The sequence below is a fragment of the Rhizobium sp. 01T437 genome, assembly GCF_056398505.1.
In genome coordinates this window covers 394,115-410,052 of record NZ_JBFTPM010000003.1, presented here as the reverse complement: position 1 = coordinate 410,052, position 15,938 = coordinate 394,115, and the positions used below count along the sequence as shown (strand labels likewise).

The following is a 15,938-nucleotide window of genomic DNA, read 5'->3' as shown; positions in this document are numbered from 1 at the left end:
CGCGTTGCCTGTTGAGTGCGTGGCGATTTCCAGCTCAAGCGAGAAGACGCGGCCCTGCGTTGTGATGTGATCGGGGTCCGAGCAGTGAAGCCAATGCAATACCCAAGCCATTTCGTCGTGGAACATTACATCGGGATCCTCTGTTAACTTTCGAGAAACCTTGTCTTGCTTCAGAGTGTGTATGAAATGCGCGCACTGTGAGGCTTGGTTACATTCCTTTACGTTCCGCTGTTAAAGTCACATCCAAAAGATCTGCTGAAGCGACTTTACGGTTGGACTAATGATGCTTGGTGCTGAGATCCTTGCATTCCTGGAGACATGTCCGATGGCGGTGATCGTGCTCGACACCACCGGTCATGTCATCTTTGCCAATGCCGAAGCCGGGCATCTCCTCCATCTTGAAGACCGGCCTCACGGCGTGGGTATTACCGAACTCATGCCGGAATGGCCGTTGCTCTCGGGCGTCTCCACAGCCTTCATCGGCGATCATTCCGGTGATCGTCGGCTATGCCGTGTACAGGTCATGAGCTGGCCTACAGGCACGGAGACGGTCACGGCTGCTTTCCTCGAGCCGGTGGATGACGAGCGTCCTGCTGGTTATGCGGCGCGCGAGGCCAATCTGCGCCTGCGCTATGTCATCGAGATGCTGCCGGAGGCGGTCTGCGTGTTCGACGCCAACGACCGCTATGTTCTCTGGAACCAGAAATATGCCGAGCTTTACGCCGATATAGCCGAGCATCTCAGGCCCGGTGTCGCCTTTGAGGATATATTGAGGACCAGTCTCGCCGGCGACGGGATGCGCGAGCTCGTCGAAGACAAGGAGGCGTGGTTCACGGCCCGCATGCAGAAATTTCGTCAGCCGGTTTCGCAAGAAGAGCAGCAATTGCGGGATGGCCGGTGGCTGCGCCACGACGACCGGCGCACGCCCGACGGCGGCGCGATCGGCATGCGCATCGATATTACCGGCCTCAAGCAGCGGGAAGACTGGCTTCGCCAATTGTTCAACGCCAATCCCATGCCTATGCTTTTGTGCGATGGTGATAGCCTTACCATTCTGCAGGCCAACCAGGCAGCTGTTGATTTCTATGGCTTCCAACCTGCGACGCTACTGTCGAAGCGAGCCTGCGACATGCATGTCGACGGCGAACTCCAGGCATTCGAGAAAGTCCTCCTTCATCTCGACGGTGACTGTGATGCACGGACGATCTGGCGACAGACGACCCGGGACGGATCGGAGCGCCACGTGCTGATCTATGTTCGTCAGCTCCACGAAGGGGCCGAGCATCGGCTGCTGCTCACCGTGGCCGATGTCAGCGACAGAATTCTTGCCGAGACTGAAGCCAATCGTTTGGCGCATCACGACATTCTCACAGGCCTGCCAAACAGGATGCAATTCTACAAAGCTCTCGAAAAAGCCCTTGCATCGGAGGACCGGGAAAAGGTCATCATCTGCTGTCTGGATCTGGATGGGTTCAAGCCCGTCAATGACACGTTTGGCCATGCTGCAGGGGATGAAGTGCTGAAAAATGTTGCCAATCGGCTGCAGATGCATGCGCGAGGTCATCTGGTCGCCCGGCTCGGGGGCGATGAATTCGCAATCCTGATGACGGGAGAAAGAGCCGAAGCGATCGATCTCGCCGAGCGCTGCATCGGCGCCTTCGAGCAGCCTTTTACCATCAATGGTCTTGCCATCCGCCTCGGCATCAGTATCGGCATTGCTGCAGCTGACGGAGTGGACCACGAAGCGCTCATGCAGGAGGCGGACCGGGCGCTCTATCGCGCCAAGGCCGATGGTCGCAATATCTGGCGCATGACACTTCAGGATTTGCCTGTTCCGAAGCGGGCCAAAGGCTGATCAGTCCGTCAGGTCTCATCCTGCCTTGCTGCAAGCAGCCAATCGCGAAACGTTCTTGCCTCGCGCGAGAGGCCCTTTGCCTCGATGAGCCAGTAGGCCTTGTCCATATCAGAAGCCCTCTCGAAGAGGGAGACGAGCGAACCCGCCGCGATCTCCTCTGCGATCAGCGCGGTTGGGCAAAGTCCGATACCCTGGCCGCTGATCAACGAGCCGATCATGAGATTGAAGTCGGCAAAAACAGGTCCGGCCTTCGGCGCGGAATTGATGCCGGCGCCTGACAACCAGCGCGCCCAGGCATCGATCGTCTCGTCATGCAGGATTTCACAGGCAAGCAGGTCAGCTGGCTTGTGAAAGGGGCCATGCCGGGCGAGGAATTCCGCAGAACAGGTTGGTCTGGTTTCTGCATCCAGGAGCTTGATGGCGCCGGGGCCTGGTCGCACGCCGTGGCAGACCAGGAGATCGGCACCTGCCGCTTCGGGCGTCTTGGCATCGAGCGCATAGACGATGTTGATCCTGATATCAGGATAAGCAATTCTCAGTCTCGGCAGCTGCGGAATGAGCCATCGCACTGCCATCGAGGGAATGCACGCAACGCTGACCGGGCGGCTGTTTGCTTCCAGCCTCAACTGCCCAGCGGCGACTTCGATATGCGCCAACGCATGCGTGACGGCTGCGCCGAATTCCCTGCCCGCGGCTGTCAGTGTCACGCCCCGGCTATGCCGCAGAAACAAGGGGATGCGGAGCCAATTCTCCATCGTCCTCACGTGCTGGCTGATGCCGGCCGGTTTCAGGTTCAGTTCGGCAGCCGCCCTGACGAAGCTTTCGTGGCGTGCGGCGGCTTCGAATGCCCGCAGTGATGCGAGGGGAAGGTTTCTCATGTCAGGATGACTAAGCAAAACTTGCCCATAGGGCAAGAAACATCTCGGTTGCCCAATGGCGCAGCCTCGCTAAGAGTGCTCGGCGACTTATCGCGTGTCACCGGGCGCAGCGCCCGAGCACCGCAAGCGGAGCGGAACTAACCGGATGTCGAAGCAGTCGATAGTGCCAATTCCATCTGACGCAGCCGAGCGGCGGTCAGCACCGCCCGTGGTTGTCTATCCCGTCGAAACGCTGCCGGCTGCCGATCTCAGTCTGCTCGAGGCCGCCCGCCAAACGCTGACGAAGGTCAGCGAGGTGATCGTGCCACCGCGCGAGGCAGGCAGCTTCCACGTTCCGCAGGGGCATTTCTTTCGCATCGTCAGCATCGACGGTCCGCAGGTCGGTGACCTCAATCTGTGGAACGCTGCCGATCTCACCGAACGGTTTTTCAGCGGCAAGACACGGGCTCTGCACGCAACCCATGTCGGTGTCGGCGATCGTCTCTGGAGCACGTTGCCGTATCTACGCCCTATGGCGACGATCACCTATGACAGCCTCGGCTGGTATGGCTGGGATGACGACGGTGCCGGCATTCATGATGTCATCGGCACGCGCTGCGATCCCTATACGAACCGATTGCTGAAGGGCAGCGACTACCATCATTGCTGCCATTCGAACCTGACGCGGGCGCTCGCTGCCGATAGCGGCATGCCGCTCGAGCAGGCCGAGATGCATGTGCATGACGTGCTCAACGTCTTCATGTGCACCGGTTTCACTAGGGACACGCACCAGTATTTCATGAAGGCCAGCCCCGTCAGGCCCGGAGATTTCATCGAGTTCTTCGCCGAGATCGATCTTCTCGGCGCCTTGTCGGCCTGCCCAGGTGGCGATTGCGCCGCAAGCCATTCCAGCGATATGGCCGCATGCTATCCGTTGAAGGTCGAGATATGGAAGCCCGATCCCGCGACACTCGCCAACTGGACGCCGCCGGCGCGAAATCCCTATCCGAGGACGCATCGATAAATCGGTAAGTCGCACGGCTCTTTCATCGAAGAGTGGTCAGACGATCAGGATTGCTCTGAAATCATTCACGTTGGTGCCGGTCGGGCCGGTTTCGAAGAGGTCACCGATCGCCTTGAAACCGGAATAGCTGTCATTGCCGTCGAGCACGCGGCGCGGGTCAAAGCCGGCGGCGCGCAGCCGCTTGACGGTACCGCCGTCGGAAAATGCGCCGGCATTGTTTTCCGAGCCGTCGATACCGTCGGTGTCGGCGGCGAGCACGTGAATAGTGTTGTGCCCGTCGATTGCCAATGCGAGCGCCAGCGCGAATTCACCGTTGCGGCCGCCTTTTCCGCCCTTGGCACGCAGCGTCACCGTCGTCTCCCCGCCGGAGAGAATGACGGCCGGCTTCGTGAAAGGCCGGTCGCGGCCGGCGACCTCGCGAGCGATCGCCGCATGTACCAGCGCCACATCGCGTGATTCCCCTTCGACGGAATCCGACAGGATCGCCGGCGTGATTCCCTTCGAACGTGCAAGTTCGGCGGCCGCCTCCAGCGATACGCCGGCCGAGGCGATGATGTAGTGCTCATGCTGGGCAAAGGCCGGATCGTCCGGCCGTGGCGCATCGGCTTTGGGGGAGTTCAGATGATCGATAGCCGCCTGCGGCAGCTTTAGGCTGTATTGCTTGATGATCTGAAGCGCATCGTGCCGGGTCGAACCGTCGGGAACTGTGGGGCCTGAGGCGACATGGGCTGGGTTGTCGCCGGGAATGTCCGAGACGATCAGGCTGACGACGCGGGCCTTGGTCGCAGCAGCCAGCCGCCCGCCCTTGATGGTGGAGAGGTGTTTGCGCACGACGTTCATGGCCGAGATCGGTGCGCCGGAAGCAAGCAGCAACTCGTTCAAGAGGATCTCATCCTGCAGCGTCAGCCCTTCGGGTGGGGAAGGCAGAAGCGCCGAACCGCCGCCGCAGATCAGTGCGATGACGAGGTCGTCCTCACCCAGTCCGGCGACTGTCTCCATCAATCGTTTGGAGGCGGCAAGGCCGGCGGCATCGGGAACCGGATGAGCAGCTTCGATGATCTCGATATGATCGGTCTCACAACCGTAACCGTAGCGGGTGACGACAACGCCTTCGAGCGGTCCCTCCCACACACTTTCCAACGCGCGTGCCATCTGCGCGGCACCCTTGCCGGCACCGATTACGACTGTCCTGCCGTCAGGTTTCTCCGGCAAATGCGCGGTGATACCGGTCAGCGGATCGGCTGCGCGCACGGCGGCGGAAAATAGCGAAGTCAGGAAATCGCGAGGGGAGGGCATGGACATGATGATCTCTCTGGAGATACGTGCAGAAAGGATGGCTTCCACGCTCCTAGGCATGGCTGTCGACATATCGCTTGTCAATGCAGGAGCCGTCCCCATCCGTTCGGTGTGATTGATAATCGTCCGGAGGTGGCTATCTATTGGCGAGAAAAGCAACAATCATTTGGAGAATTTGCAATGGTCAACGAACAGCGGTTGATCTCGAAGATTACCTGGCGGCTCATGCCATTCCTCGGAATCCTTTACCTCATTGCCTATATCGATCGTCAGAATGTCAGTTTCGCCAAGCTGGAAATGGTCGGTGCGCTCGGCATGAGCGAATATGCCTATGGCCTTGGCGCCTCGCTCTTCTTTATCGGCTACTTCCTTTTTGAAGTGCCGAGCAATCTATTCCTCGACAGGTTCGGCGCGCGCGTCTGGTTCGCCCGCATTCTCGTATCCTGGGGCATCGTTACCATCCTGCTCTCCTATACGCAGAACGCGACAATGTTCTACATCCTGCGTTTCCTGCTCGGCGTCTGCGAGGCGGGTTTCTTTCCAGGCGTCCTCTATCTTTTGACGCTCTGGTTCCCCTCGGATTATCGCGGCCGCATGGTGGGTCTCTTCATGATCTTCAGCGCACTTGCCAATGCCGTCGGCGCGCCTGTTGGAGGCATGTTGCTCGATCTCGATGGCTTCCTCGGCCATGCCGGCTGGCAATGGGTTTTCCTGGCGACAGGCATTCCGGCCGTCATTGCTGGTGTCGTCACCTTCTTCTACCTCTATGATCGGCCCGAAAACGCGAATTTCCTCAGCAACGAGGAGAAGGGCTGGCTGGCAGACCGCCTCACGTCCGAAAATTCCGGCATGGACCACAATGCCGAGAACGGCTTCAAGGCACTCATCGACCCCCGTGTGCTATTGATGGCGCTCTGCTACATCGCCTTCCCGCTTGCCGCTTATGGTCTCAGCTACTGGCTGCCGACCATCGTGAAAGCCTTCGGTGTCAGCAACACTGTGAACGGCTTGCTCAACATCATCCCTTGGATACTGGTGGCGATTGCACTGTGGGCAGTGCCGACTGCCGCCGACAAGGCGAAGGCGAAGACGCCTTATATCGTCATTCCCGCCTTCATCGGTGCGGCCTGCCTGCTGCTCTCGGCGCTTGTTCCGAACAACACGCTGCAGTTCATCTTCCTCTGCATTGCCGCGGCCGGCATCTTCGCGCCGCAGCCGGTCTTCTGGAGCCTGCCGTCGCGCTTTCTCAAGGGCGCGGGTGCTGCGGCGGGCCTTGCAGCCATCAATTCTGTCGGCAATCTCGGCGGCTTCGTCGCTCAGAACGTCGTGCCTTGGATCAAGGACGAAACCGGCAGCACGATTGCACCGATGTTCTTCCTGGCTGTCTGCCTTGCGGTCGGCGCCCTGCTCGTCTTTGTCGTCGCTACGGTGATCGCGCGCAAGGAGCATGACGCCGTGCCACGCGGCGCCTGAGGCCTTAGAAATGTCGAAGCCCCGGCATCAAAGATACCGGGGCTTCTTTTCGCGAATGCTGCCGGACGGGGCATGAGTTAGGAGGAAATCTCCTCAAGCTTGCGTCCACCGGTCTCGATCATCTGCGTTGCGGCAAGCGCGCCGATAACGGCGACGATCCCGAACATGATGAAGACCGACTTGATGCCCTGTGCGCCGACCATGTAGCCGACCGTCGTCGGGCCGACGGCCGAGGCGATACGCAGCCATGATGTCGCAAGGCCCGTCCCGACCGCGCGAATGCGCGTCGGGTAGATTTCCGGCGTGTAGAGGTAGAGTACGGCGTTGACGGAGCCGATGACGCCATAGGCAAGCGTAGCCAGCAGAATGAGTGACCAGAGGCTGCTTGCACCGCCGGCGGCGAGTGCGGCCAAGAGAACGGCACCGACGAGGAAGGAGACGACGGCCCAGGTGCGTCGCCCGATACGGTCGATGCAGAAGGCGCAGGCGAGCAGGATGGCGACCTGTGCGACATTGGTCATCGAGGCTGCCCGCAGCGCACTGCCGAGTTCCAGCGAATAGACGGTGTGATAGAGCGTCGGCATCCAGTTGTTGAGGCTGTTGGCGACAAAGAACGAGCTTGCCCAGAGGATCCAGGCGACGATGGTGCGCATACGGAAGGTCGGAGATAACAGTTCCCGCCAGCGGCTGCGTGTCCGCGGTGCAGCGGCCTGGCTTTGACCGCCGAGCGCCAGCGTCGCTTCGTTATAGGAGCGATCGTCGAAGGAATAGCTGGGATCCTTGCGCCGCGCACTTTCCTCGGCCTGGCGGATCACTTTTTCGGCTTCGTCCAACCTGCCCTGGCCGATCAGCCAGCGCGGCGATTCCGGCAGCCGATAGAGCAGAGAGGCAATCAGCAGACCGGGAATCCCGCCAAGCAGGAACAGTGATTTCCAGCCGAAGGCCGGCACGATCAATGTGCCGACCTGGCCCGTCACCATCAGGCCGATCGGAAAGATCAGCTCGTAGAGCATGAAGTTGCGCCCGCGACCCTTGGCGCGCAAAAGCTCGCTGATATAGGTGGCCGCGACGGGCATTTCGCCGCCGACCCCGATACCCTGGATCAGTCGGCAAATGAACAGCATCTGGAAATCGCCGACCAATATGCAGGCGAGGCTCATGACCGACATCAGCGCGGTCGCGGATGCGGCCATGTGAACGCGGCCGAGCGTCTCCGAAAGGCGGCTGAAGAGGAGGGCGCCGACGAGCTGGCCGATATAGCTTGCCGCAATCATCCAGCCGATCTGAGCTGGCGTCAGCGCCCAGAGCTTGATCAGGATCGGCAGAACAAAGGCCAGCGAAAGAGCATCGAAGGCATCGAGGAATGTAGCGCTACCCATGATGATACGCGCGCGGCGGTGCCAGGGCGTAAAGGGGATCGCTTCGAAGCGTGCAGTCAAAACCGCGGCGCGGCCAGCCAATCGTGTCTGCTGCGGGTCGTCGTGCGAGACCTCGCCTGCAACCGGGCCGGCAACCAGTATGCTATTGTTATCGTGCATATCATCCTCCCAGATCAGCACGGTTCAACACGCCGGCGGCGCCCCCTGCCGCCAGCTTCGCCCTAGTGGGCGGCAGCTTCAATCATCTTGGCGATCGCCTCTGCGATGACATCGCTGCATTCAATTGGCGTCAGGTGCCGGGCGCCCGGCAGGATCGTCAGGGATGCTCCGGGGATTGCCTTTGCAAGCTGGCGCGCACTCTCGACCGGGGTCGCATAGTCTTCTTCGCCGACAATGACGGAGACCGGGAAATGAAAACCGGAAAGCGCACTGCGGAGATCGGCATCGCCGAGCATGATGCAGGTCGCTTCATAGGCATCGAGATCGTTGCGGACGAAGATCTCCATCATCTCCTGGATCTTGCGCGGATTCTCCGCCCTGAAGCGGTCGCCGAACCAGCGGGTTGCCTGGAAGGCGGCCATCGAGGCGAGGCCCTCGGCCCGCGCTTTCTGAGCCCGTGCTCGCCATTCCTGCGGTGCCTTTTCCCCATACCAGGCCGTCGTATCGATAAGGGTCATTGCCGCCACCCGTTTCGGGTGGCAGGCGGCAAAAGCCTGCGCGATGCAGCCGCCCATGGAACAGCCCGCAACGACCACCTTGTCCCAGCCGACCTTGTCCAGCACCTCGCCGACGTCATCGGCGTAGCGTTCGATTGCTTGGGAATGGGGCGCGCGGCTGCTCCAGCCATGCCCGCGGCAGTCGATGCAGATTATCTCGGCCTGCGCCTTCAGTCCGGAGACGACATCCGTCCAGATGCTGCCGTCAAGAGCGAGCGAATGGATCAGCAGCAGGCGTGGCTTTCCCGGCGTGCCGTATCGCCGAAAGGCGATAGTTGCCTCATCCGAGACGGTCACGAACTCGTAGTGACCGTCCATCATGCTGGTTTCTTGCTGCAACATTGCGCTGTTCCGATCAGCCGGCCATGGCCAGTTCGTTTTCGCCGACAAGCGGCACGTTCCAGGCGTCATAGCCGTAGAGCCATGTCGTATCCTCGTTGCCGCCCGACATCCATGTGTTGGCGCTGGAGATGGCCTGAATGCGAGACGTACGCGGCTTGCGGTTGGCCTCGTAGCGGCGGAAGGCACCTTCGATGTCGTCATTGTCGACAGCATCAAGGCAACGCGCCAGCACGGCGGCGTCCTCGATCGAGGTTGCCGCACCCTGCGCCATGTAGGGCGTCATTGGATGGCAGGCGTCTCCGAGAAGTGCAACGCGGCCATCGCTCCAGCGCGGCAGCGGTTCGCGTTCGAGAATTGCCCACTTGTGGCAATCCGGGCAGGCGTTGAGTACCATCTGCACTTCCGGATGGAAGCCCGCATAGGCAGCTCTCAACTCCTTGACGTCACCCTTTGCCGACCAGGATTCGGCCGTCATCCAGTCGGCCGACTCGGGAACGCTGGTGACGAAATACAGCGAGCTGCGATCTGCGGCCGTGTAATAGATCACGATGTGCCGGTCGACGCCCCACCATTTCGTTCTTGAAGGCGCAATCTTGCCCCCGTTCATCAGGCTGGCATCGAAGACTGCGCGATAGGCGATACGTCCCTTGTGCAGCGGCGCATCCGGGCCGACGATGATCTCGCGCACCAGCGAGTGAACGCCATCAGCGGCAATGACCGCATCGGCTTCCACCTTGGTGCCGTCGGCGAAGGAAAGGCTGACGCCGCCGTTCTTCTGATCGAGGCCGACGAGCTTCTTGCCGAGATGGACGATCTCAGGCGGAAGCACCGAGTAAAGCGCTTCATGCAGATCGGCACGATGCATGCAGAGGAACGGCGCACCGTAGAGGCTCTCCGGCATCGGCAGCTCGCGCTTGATCTCGCCGGTGTCCCAGACGCGGTTAAGATGGGAATAGGGTTCGAAGGCAATCTTCTTGAGGCGATCGAGCACGCCGATGCCGCGCAGCACATGTGACGAATTGGGCAGCATCTGGATGCCGGCGCCGACGCGCGCGAATTTCGGCGCCTGCTCGTAAACCTGGACGTCGATACCGACCTTGCGCAGTGTCGCCGCAGCGGCAAGTCCGCCCATGCCGGCGCCAATGATTGCGATCTTCGGTTTGCTCTTGGCCATGTCGTCTCCTCCGTGTCTCGGTCAAGTTGGGAAGAGCCTAGAGGCGTGACATCGGCATGTAAAATATTTATATTGTTCAACACTTAAACTCAGAAAGTTCTAGGTTATCCAATGGAACTCAGGCATCTCAGATATTTCGTGGCCGTCGCCGAGGAGGGGAGCCTCAATCGCGCTGCCGAGCGCCTGCATATCCAACAACCTCCCCTCGGCCAGCAGATCCGGGATCTCGAATATGAGCTTGGCGTCCAATTGTTCGACCGGTCTCCGCGCAGGGTCGCACTCAACAGTTCGGGCGAGCTGTTCCTTGAAGAGGCACGCGATATTCTGAGAAGGTCGCAATTGGCGGTCGACAATGTACGACGCTTCAGCCAGGGCGAAAGCGGCCGGCTGTCGGTCGGCTTTACAAGCTCGGCCTCTCTGCACGTGCTTGCGCCCCAGTTCCTCCAGCGGTTTCGCCGGGCCTTTCCGCTCGCCGAGATCGTGGTCGAGGAGAGCGAGACCTACGAGCTCATTCTGGCCCTTCAGCAACAGCGGGTCGATGTCGCGCTGTTGCACATCGACGCGAAGCGCTTTCCGGAACTGACGGCACGGGCCCTGTCCGAAGAGGACATGCTTGTCGCAGTCCCGCGCAGCCACCCCTATGCAGAGGCGGAAGATGAACCGCTGACGCTCGATATGCTCCACGGTGTCGATATGGTCGTCTACCGGCGCACGGACGGGCCTGGAATATTCGAACGGCTGATGGAAACCTTCCAGACTGCCGGCGTTGCACCGCGGATCGTCGATGAGGTCTCTCGAATCATCGCCGCCATCAATCTGGTGGCCGGCGGCCGTGGCCTGACGGTGGTGCCGGCGTCCATGCGCGTGCTTCATCGGGAGTCTGTGGTCTATCGGCCGCTATTGCCCGGCGAACTACCGCCCCTGCCGTTATACGTCGCCCACCGCGCCGATGCGCGGCTTGCCCTCATCCGCAATTTCGTCGATCTGACGGAGAAGATCGCATCAAGTTCATCCGCGATCAGCGAGGCTGGGCGAACAACCTAGTAGGTTTAGGTCAATTCATCCTGCAGAGAGCGGCTGACAAGCGTCAGGAGATCGTCTCTTACCCCAGGCGCTGCGGCGATGACCGGGCCGCCGGTCAAAAGTGTGCCCTTGCCGGGGAAGGCTTCGGTCCAGCCGCCGGCTTCACGGATCATCAAGAGCCCGGCCATGCAGTCCCAGGCGTTGATATGCGGTTCATAATAGCCAGCGAGCCGGCCGCAGGCGACCTGCGCCAGCATGAGCGCACCGGAGCCGTTGCGGATGAACATGCCGCCCGCCTCCAGCAGCAGGTGGATGAGGATCGACACCTGCTTCAGCGGAACGCGGAAATTGGCGCCGACACCGAGAAGCCCGGTGCCGATGCTGGTGGCCTTGTCGACGCTGATCGCCTTGCCGTTCAGAAAGGCACCTTCGCCTTTCCTCGCCACGAAAAGATCGCCCGATGTCGGCTGGCAGATGAGGCCAAGCACGGTCTCGTCGCCTTTCATGACGGCGATCGAGATGCACCACTGATCGATGCCGTGCACGAAGCAGCTCGTACCGTCGATGGGGTCGACGACCCAGAGGTAGCCCGAGGGACCTTCCGCCAGTCCTTCCTCCTCCCCGAGCACGCCATCATCGGGAAAGGCGGCGGTGATGCGGTCGCGGATCATCGCCTCCACGGCCTTGTCGGCCTGGCTCACCACATCCTGGCCGTTCAGTTTATGGCCGGTTTCCAGTGACGAAAGATCGGAGAAGTAGGAGAGCGCCTTTCCCGCCGCATCGAGGATCACGTCCTTGGCAAGTACGAAGCGGGCATCATCAGGAAATTCGCAATGCATAAGAATCTTTCGGTAGGGAATCAGGGTCTGAAGCTCTGGCGGATGACGAGCTCTGGGATGACGCGTTCATAGCCCGGCGGCAAGTCCGGATTTCCAAGGCGTCGCTCCATCAGTTCGACGGCGCGCATCGCCATGATGAGCGGGTCCTGGCGGAAGGTGGTCAGCTGATAGCTGAGCCAGGACGCTTCGGGAACGTCGTCGAAACCAATGATGGCAACATCCTCCGGAATCCGCAACTTCACCTCCTGCCGCACATAATCCATCAGGCCGAAGGCGATCTGGTCGTTGGCGCAATAGACGGCGTCGGGGCGTACAGAATTCGAAAACAGCGCCCGCCCCGCAGCGATGCCGCCCTCATAGTCGGAATCCGCGCCACGGCCGACGAAGACCTCAGCGCCGAGCCCTTCCGCCGTCGACAGAAAGGCGCTCTCGCGCTCGATAATGCTCGGCGTACCGGTGTTGGAACCGGCAACCGCCAGCCGGCGCCGTCCGGCCTCGAAGAACACCGTCGCCGCCTTGCGGGAGGCTTCCGAATTGCCGGCGCGCACATGGTCTGCATCCGGTTCGGAACGGCCGATGACGACGAGCGGCTGGCCATTGCGCTGGGCAAGTTCGAAGAAGCTGGCAGGCGGCGAGCCCGAAAGGATGATGATTGCCTCGGCGCGGTGGCCGATCAGCATCTTCTGGGCGGCCAGCAGTTCGTCCTCGGTCTGGCCGGTGTTGATGAGGATTGGAATGCTGCCGCGCTGGATCAGGAATTTGGCAAGAGCGGCGGCAAGATGGGCGCGGAAGCCGATTTCCGGTTTCGTGGCGACGATGCCGACGAGGCGGCTCTGATTGGCCAGCACGCCGCGCGCAAGATCGTTGACGTGGTAGCCGAGCTCCTGGGCCGCACGCAGCACCTTCTCGCGCGTCGCGGGCGCAACGCTTGCGCCCGGCGTAAAGGTGCGCGATACGGCCGAGCGGGAAACGCCGGCAAGCTGCGCCACCTGTTCGGCGCTCACGAAGCGCATTCGTTCCTTCTTCGGCGTCTTGCCGTCATTCACAGGACCATCCCTCATCGGTTTTCCCTCAATGCCCCGCGCGACAAAACATCTGCCTCCCAAAACCGCCCGGCATCAGCATTGAAAACTGGTGCTGGACGAGCCGCAGAAGGACGGGTGATGTGATCTGGCAGTCTCCGCCAGCACATGTATAGAGAAGCGATGGCAGCAAGTTGACATTGGTCCGCGCCGGAGGGGCTGGCCATGTTTTGCCGTTTCAGGAATCCGTCCCGGTCCATTTCTCTGCCCGTTGCACAGGTGCAATCATGTAGCACAGCCGTGCAATTGCCCGGGCCGACAACTAACGGCGGTTCTTTGCAGACGCATGACAGATGGAGGATTTTTCCGCCTGGGCGGACGGGTCACAACTGATGTCGCCGACAGCTTTCGTCAATTTCTGGGGAGCGTGGCCGAGATTACAACCGCAATCCCGGCCGGGGGCGAAAGGCAGCGGCGATGACCAAGGATCAGGTCAACGCCGCTTCAATGCGGTACGGTATTGGTTGTCGCGAAGCCGCTAGTCGCAGACCCGAACGGTTTCGGTATGATAGCCGCCGTCGTAACGGTTGCGAACGTCACGGTCCTCGTACCAGCATCTCGGCGGCGGTGGGCCTGCATCGTAATAGCGAGGGCCGTCGACATAGCGAGGACCGCTATTGACTATCGCGCCACCAATCAGGCCGCCAACGACACCTGCGGCAAGGCCGCCGGCAATGGCACGGCCGGTATTGTCGTGGTGATGATGATCGCGCGCCGCAGCAGGCTGAATAGCCGAGCCCACAAGGGCCGTCGCAATCAACAGACTGCTAATAATTCTCTTCATAACATTCTCCTTAGTCGCAAATCGCCCCTATAGAACATAAAATGCTCCACGGCCGCGTTTGTTCGTTCAAATCTTGCACCTTTTGAGGCAAGCCCGCCAAGAAACGGTGCGTCGGGCCTCAATTTATGTTTTGCACTGAAATCCTCAGGGCGAATTCCACCGAGTCAAACGCGTAATCGCAACTGTGGGCATCAGGTTGCCGATTCCGTCACCGTCTCTTCCAGCACATCCTCGGGAATATCGTCGAAGGAAGCGTAGTTGAGGTTATAGAGCTTCGAGTAAAGCTTGCCGTTTTTCATGAGCTGCTGGTGATTGCCGCTTTCGACGATTTCGCCATTCTGCAGCACGATGATGCGATCGGCTTCGCGGATCGTTGCCAGGCGGTGGGCGATGACGAGGCCGGTGCGGTTTTCGAGCAGCTTTACCAATGCCCTCTGGATCAGCATTTCGGTATAACTGTCGATATTGGCCGTCGCCTCGTCGAGCACGAGGATCTTGGCGTCCGCCACCAGCGCGCGGGCAAAGGAGAGAAGCTGGCGCTGGCCGAGCGAAAGATTGCCGCCGCGCTCGCCGAGCATGCTGTCATAGCCCAAGGGCAGGCGCATGATGAAGTCATGCGCGCCGACGGCCTTGGCGGCCTCGATCACCTGCTCGCGCGTAGCTTCCGCCTTGTGGTAGCGGATGTTTTCAAACACCGTGCCGGTGAAGAGGAAGGGCTCCTGCAGCACCATGGCGATCTGCTGGCCGAGCGAATCCTGTGTCAGGTCGCGAACGTCATGGCCGCCGACCACAACCTGCCCCTGCTGCACCTCGTAGAAGCGATGGATCAACGACATGCAGCTCGACTTGCCGGACCCCGTCGGGCCGACAAGGGCGACCGTCTCGCCGGGATTGACCCTGAAGCTCACATGCTTGAGCACCGGATGTTTGGGATTGTAGCCGAAGACCACGTCGCGGAATTCGACGGAGCCGTCCATATCAGGCGACAATACTTTCGCGTCAGGAGCGTCCTTGATGTCGATCGGCACATCGAGAACGTCGGTCAGACGCTGGCCGGAGGCCATGGCGCGCTGCATGACCGAATATTGCAGCGTTAGCGAGCGGATAGGATCGAAAAAACGCTGGATGTAGAAAAGGAAGGCGACAAGTACGCCGACGTCGAGCGCCTGATTGAGCACACGCGAACCGCCTACGACGATGACGAGCGCCATGGCGATACCCGTCAAGGAATCGACGATCGGCACCATGACCTGGGCGTAACGCGCTGCGGTCAGATGCGTCAGCAGGTTGGCATGCGCCTTGTCGTCGTAAAGCTGGAAATTGACGTCCTGCCGGTCCATGCTCTGGACGGCGCGAACGCCGTGGATCGCTTCGGCAAGTGCTCCGTTCGCCACCGAATTCGTCTCATGCGCGGCCATGAAGGATTTACGGGCCAGCGGCAGCCAGAACAGGCGCACGACGAAGAGCACCGGCAGCGCGGAAAGCGTCAGCAGGCCGAGCTTGAAGTCGAGATAGAGCATCACGAAGACGATGCCGAAAAGCAGGAAAATATCGCCGACAGAGAGAACGCAGGTTTCCAGGAATTCCTGCATCGAATTGACGTCGCCCTGCAGGCGCGACATCAGCCGGCCGACCTCGGTCTTGTCCATGAAGGAAAGCGAAACGCGCTGCAGATGCGAGAACATCGCCTTGCGCATATCGAAGAGCACGTTTTCGGCCACGCCGCCGACCAGCATTTCCTGCCAGTAGCTGGCTGCGTAGTTGATGAGAATGGCGATGAGGAAGGCGACGATCGCACCTATTAGCGCCGAGTTGCTGTCGTCCGGCTGCATGCCGTGATCAATGGCATAGCGAATGATGAGCGGAATGAGCAGCTGCATAGAGGTGAAGACCAGCACCGAAATCACCGACAGGATGACATCGCGTCGATAGGGATGCACGAAGGCCCAGATGCGCTTGACGATGTTGGTATCGAAGACCTTGCCGAAGATTTCCTCTTCGACGCGCTGCGATCCGACAACCGCCCTCGGCGGGCGTCTGCCATCCTCGCGAACGTCCGGACGCTCGGTTTCCAGTTCCTCGGCCATGCTGTTT

13 protein-coding genes are annotated in these 15,938 nt (G+C 60.6%); 4 read left to right on the top strand and 9 right to left on the bottom strand.

The window, feature by feature from the left end:
* Window positions 1-280 precede the first annotated feature (280 nt).
* Complete coding sequence (locus tag AC1DM5_RS08200) at window positions 281-1,855, top strand: diguanylate cyclase domain-containing protein (RefSeq protein WP_477818739.1); 1,575 nt, start codon at window positions 281-283, stop codon at window positions 1,853-1,855.
* A gap of 8 nt (window positions 1,856-1,863) precedes the next feature.
* Here the strand turns inward: AC1DM5_RS08200 and AC1DM5_RS08195 are convergent, their stop codons facing one another.
* Window positions 1,864-2,733 (bottom strand): LysR substrate-binding domain-containing protein, encoded by an 870-nt coding sequence (locus AC1DM5_RS08195; protein WP_477818738.1) that lies wholly within the window; start codon window positions 2,731-2,733, stop codon window positions 1,864-1,866.
* A gap of 145 nt (window positions 2,734-2,878) precedes the next feature.
* Between AC1DM5_RS08195 and AC1DM5_RS08190 the strand changes: the two genes are divergently transcribed.
* On the top strand, window positions 2,879-3,736 hold the full coding sequence (locus tag AC1DM5_RS08190) for an urea carboxylase-associated family protein (RefSeq protein ID WP_477974838.1): 858 nt from the start codon (window positions 2,879-2,881) through the stop codon (window positions 3,734-3,736).
* 36 nt (window positions 3,737-3,772) lie between these two features.
* Here AC1DM5_RS08190 and AC1DM5_RS08185 read toward each other — a convergent pair whose 3' ends face one another.
* On the bottom strand, window positions 3,773-5,038 hold the full coding sequence (locus AC1DM5_RS08185) for a glycerate kinase type-2 family protein (RefSeq protein ID WP_477818736.1): 1,266 nt from the start codon (window positions 5,036-5,038) through the stop codon (window positions 3,773-3,775).
* A 174-nt stretch (window positions 5,039-5,212) separates the two neighbouring features.
* Here AC1DM5_RS08185 and AC1DM5_RS08180 point away from each other — a divergent pair, with 174 nt between their 5' ends.
* Window positions 5,213-6,505, top strand: a complete 1,293-nt coding sequence (locus tag AC1DM5_RS08180; RefSeq protein WP_477818735.1) for an MFS transporter — start codon at window positions 5,213-5,215, stop codon at window positions 6,503-6,505.
* Between the two features lie 77 nt (window positions 6,506-6,582).
* On the opposite strand, the gene AC1DM5_RS08175 is transcribed toward AC1DM5_RS08180, so the two are convergent.
* The 3 genes from AC1DM5_RS08175 to AC1DM5_RS08165 all read right to left on the bottom strand — a co-directional run bounded on the left by AC1DM5_RS08175 (window position 6,583) and on the right by AC1DM5_RS08165 (window position 10,116).
* Window positions 6,583-8,043 (bottom strand): MFS transporter, encoded by a 1,461-nt coding sequence (locus AC1DM5_RS08175; protein WP_477818734.1) that lies wholly within the window; start codon window positions 8,041-8,043, stop codon window positions 6,583-6,585.
* 62 nt (window positions 8,044-8,105) lie between these two features.
* Complete coding sequence (locus AC1DM5_RS08170) at window positions 8,106-8,942, bottom strand: alpha/beta fold hydrolase (protein ID WP_477818733.1); 837 nt, start codon at window positions 8,940-8,942, stop codon at window positions 8,106-8,108.
* A gap of 13 nt (window positions 8,943-8,955) precedes the next feature.
* The gene (locus AC1DM5_RS08165) at window positions 8,956-10,116 is read right to left on the bottom strand and encodes an FAD-dependent monooxygenase (protein WP_477818732.1); all 1,161 of its coding nucleotides are present in this window, start codon (window positions 10,114-10,116) and stop codon (window positions 8,956-8,958) included.
* Between the two features lie 111 nt (window positions 10,117-10,227).
* On the opposite strand from AC1DM5_RS08165, the gene AC1DM5_RS08160 reads away from it, so the two are divergent.
* A complete protein-coding gene (locus AC1DM5_RS08160; protein ID WP_477818731.1) occupies window positions 10,228-11,160 on the top strand; it encodes a LysR family transcriptional regulator in 933 nt (310 codons plus the stop codon).
* 5 nt (window positions 11,161-11,165) lie between these two features.
* Here AC1DM5_RS08160 and AC1DM5_RS08155 read toward each other — a convergent pair whose 3' ends face one another.
* The 4 genes from AC1DM5_RS08155 to AC1DM5_RS08140 all read right to left on the bottom strand — a co-directional run bounded on the left by AC1DM5_RS08155 (window position 11,166) and on the right by AC1DM5_RS08140 (window position 15,931).
* Window positions 11,166-11,978, bottom strand: a complete 813-nt coding sequence (locus tag AC1DM5_RS08155) for an inositol monophosphatase family protein (RefSeq protein ID WP_477818730.1) — start codon at window positions 11,976-11,978, stop codon at window positions 11,166-11,168.
* A gap of 20 nt (window positions 11,979-11,998) precedes the next feature.
* A complete protein-coding gene (locus AC1DM5_RS08150; RefSeq protein WP_477818729.1) occupies window positions 11,999-13,039 on the bottom strand; it encodes a LacI family DNA-binding transcriptional regulator in 1,041 nt (346 codons plus the stop codon).
* 499 nt (window positions 13,040-13,538) lie between these two features.
* Entirely contained in the window at window positions 13,539-13,844 is a 306-nt protein-coding gene (locus AC1DM5_RS08145) for a hypothetical protein (protein ID WP_477818728.1), read from the bottom strand.
* A gap of 191 nt (window positions 13,845-14,035) precedes the next feature.
* Window positions 14,036-15,931, bottom strand: coding sequence for an ABC transporter ATP-binding protein (locus AC1DM5_RS08140; protein ID WP_477818727.1), 1,896 nt, complete (start codon window positions 15,929-15,931; stop codon window positions 14,036-14,038).
* Window positions 15,932-15,938: the final 7 nt, after the last annotated feature.

What these genes read in the sequence shown, in the direction of transcription:
- AC1DM5_RS08165 (WP_477818732.1), bottom strand. Translation starts at nt 10,116, where the DNA reads ATGGCCAAGAGCAAACCGAAGATCGCAATCATTGGCGCCGGCATGGGC.
- AC1DM5_RS08160 (WP_477818731.1), top strand. Translation starts at nt 10,228, where the DNA reads ATGGAACTCAGGCATCTCAGATATTTCGTGGCCGTCGCCGAGGAGGGG.
- AC1DM5_RS08200 (WP_477818739.1), top strand. Translation starts at nt 281, where the DNA reads ATGATGCTTGGTGCTGAGATCCTTGCATTCCTGGAGACATGTCCGATG.
- AC1DM5_RS08190 (WP_477974838.1), top strand. Translation starts at nt 2,879, where the DNA reads ATGTCGAAGCAGTCGATAGTGCCAATTCCATCTGACGCAGCCGAGCGG.
- AC1DM5_RS08180 (WP_477818735.1), top strand. Translation starts at nt 5,213, where the DNA reads ATGGTCAACGAACAGCGGTTGATCTCGAAGATTACCTGGCGGCTCATG.
- AC1DM5_RS08170 (WP_477818733.1), bottom strand. Translation starts at nt 8,942, where the DNA reads ATGTTGCAGCAAGAAACCAGCATGATGGACGGTCACTACGAGTTCGTG.
- AC1DM5_RS08140 (WP_477818727.1), bottom strand. Translation starts at nt 15,931, where the DNA reads ATGGCCGAGGAACTGGAAACCGAGCGTCCGGACGTTCGCGAGGATGGC.
- AC1DM5_RS08145 (WP_477818728.1), bottom strand. Translation starts at nt 13,844, where the DNA reads ATGAAGAGAATTATTAGCAGTCTGTTGATTGCGACGGCCCTTGTGGGC.
- AC1DM5_RS08195 (WP_477818738.1), bottom strand. Translation starts at nt 2,733, where the DNA reads ATGAGAAACCTTCCCCTCGCATCACTGCGGGCATTCGAAGCCGCCGCA.
- AC1DM5_RS08185 (WP_477818736.1), bottom strand. Translation starts at nt 5,038, where the DNA reads ATGTCCATGCCCTCCCCTCGCGATTTCCTGACTTCGCTATTTTCCGCC.
- AC1DM5_RS08175 (WP_477818734.1), bottom strand. Translation starts at nt 8,043, where the DNA reads ATGCACGATAACAATAGCATACTGGTTGCCGGCCCGGTTGCAGGCGAG.
- AC1DM5_RS08150 (WP_477818729.1), bottom strand. Translation starts at nt 13,039, where the DNA reads ATGAGGGATGGTCCTGTGAATGACGGCAAGACGCCGAAGAAGGAACGA.
- AC1DM5_RS08155 (WP_477818730.1), bottom strand. Translation starts at nt 11,978, where the DNA reads ATGCATTGCGAATTTCCTGATGATGCCCGCTTCGTACTTGCCAAGGAC.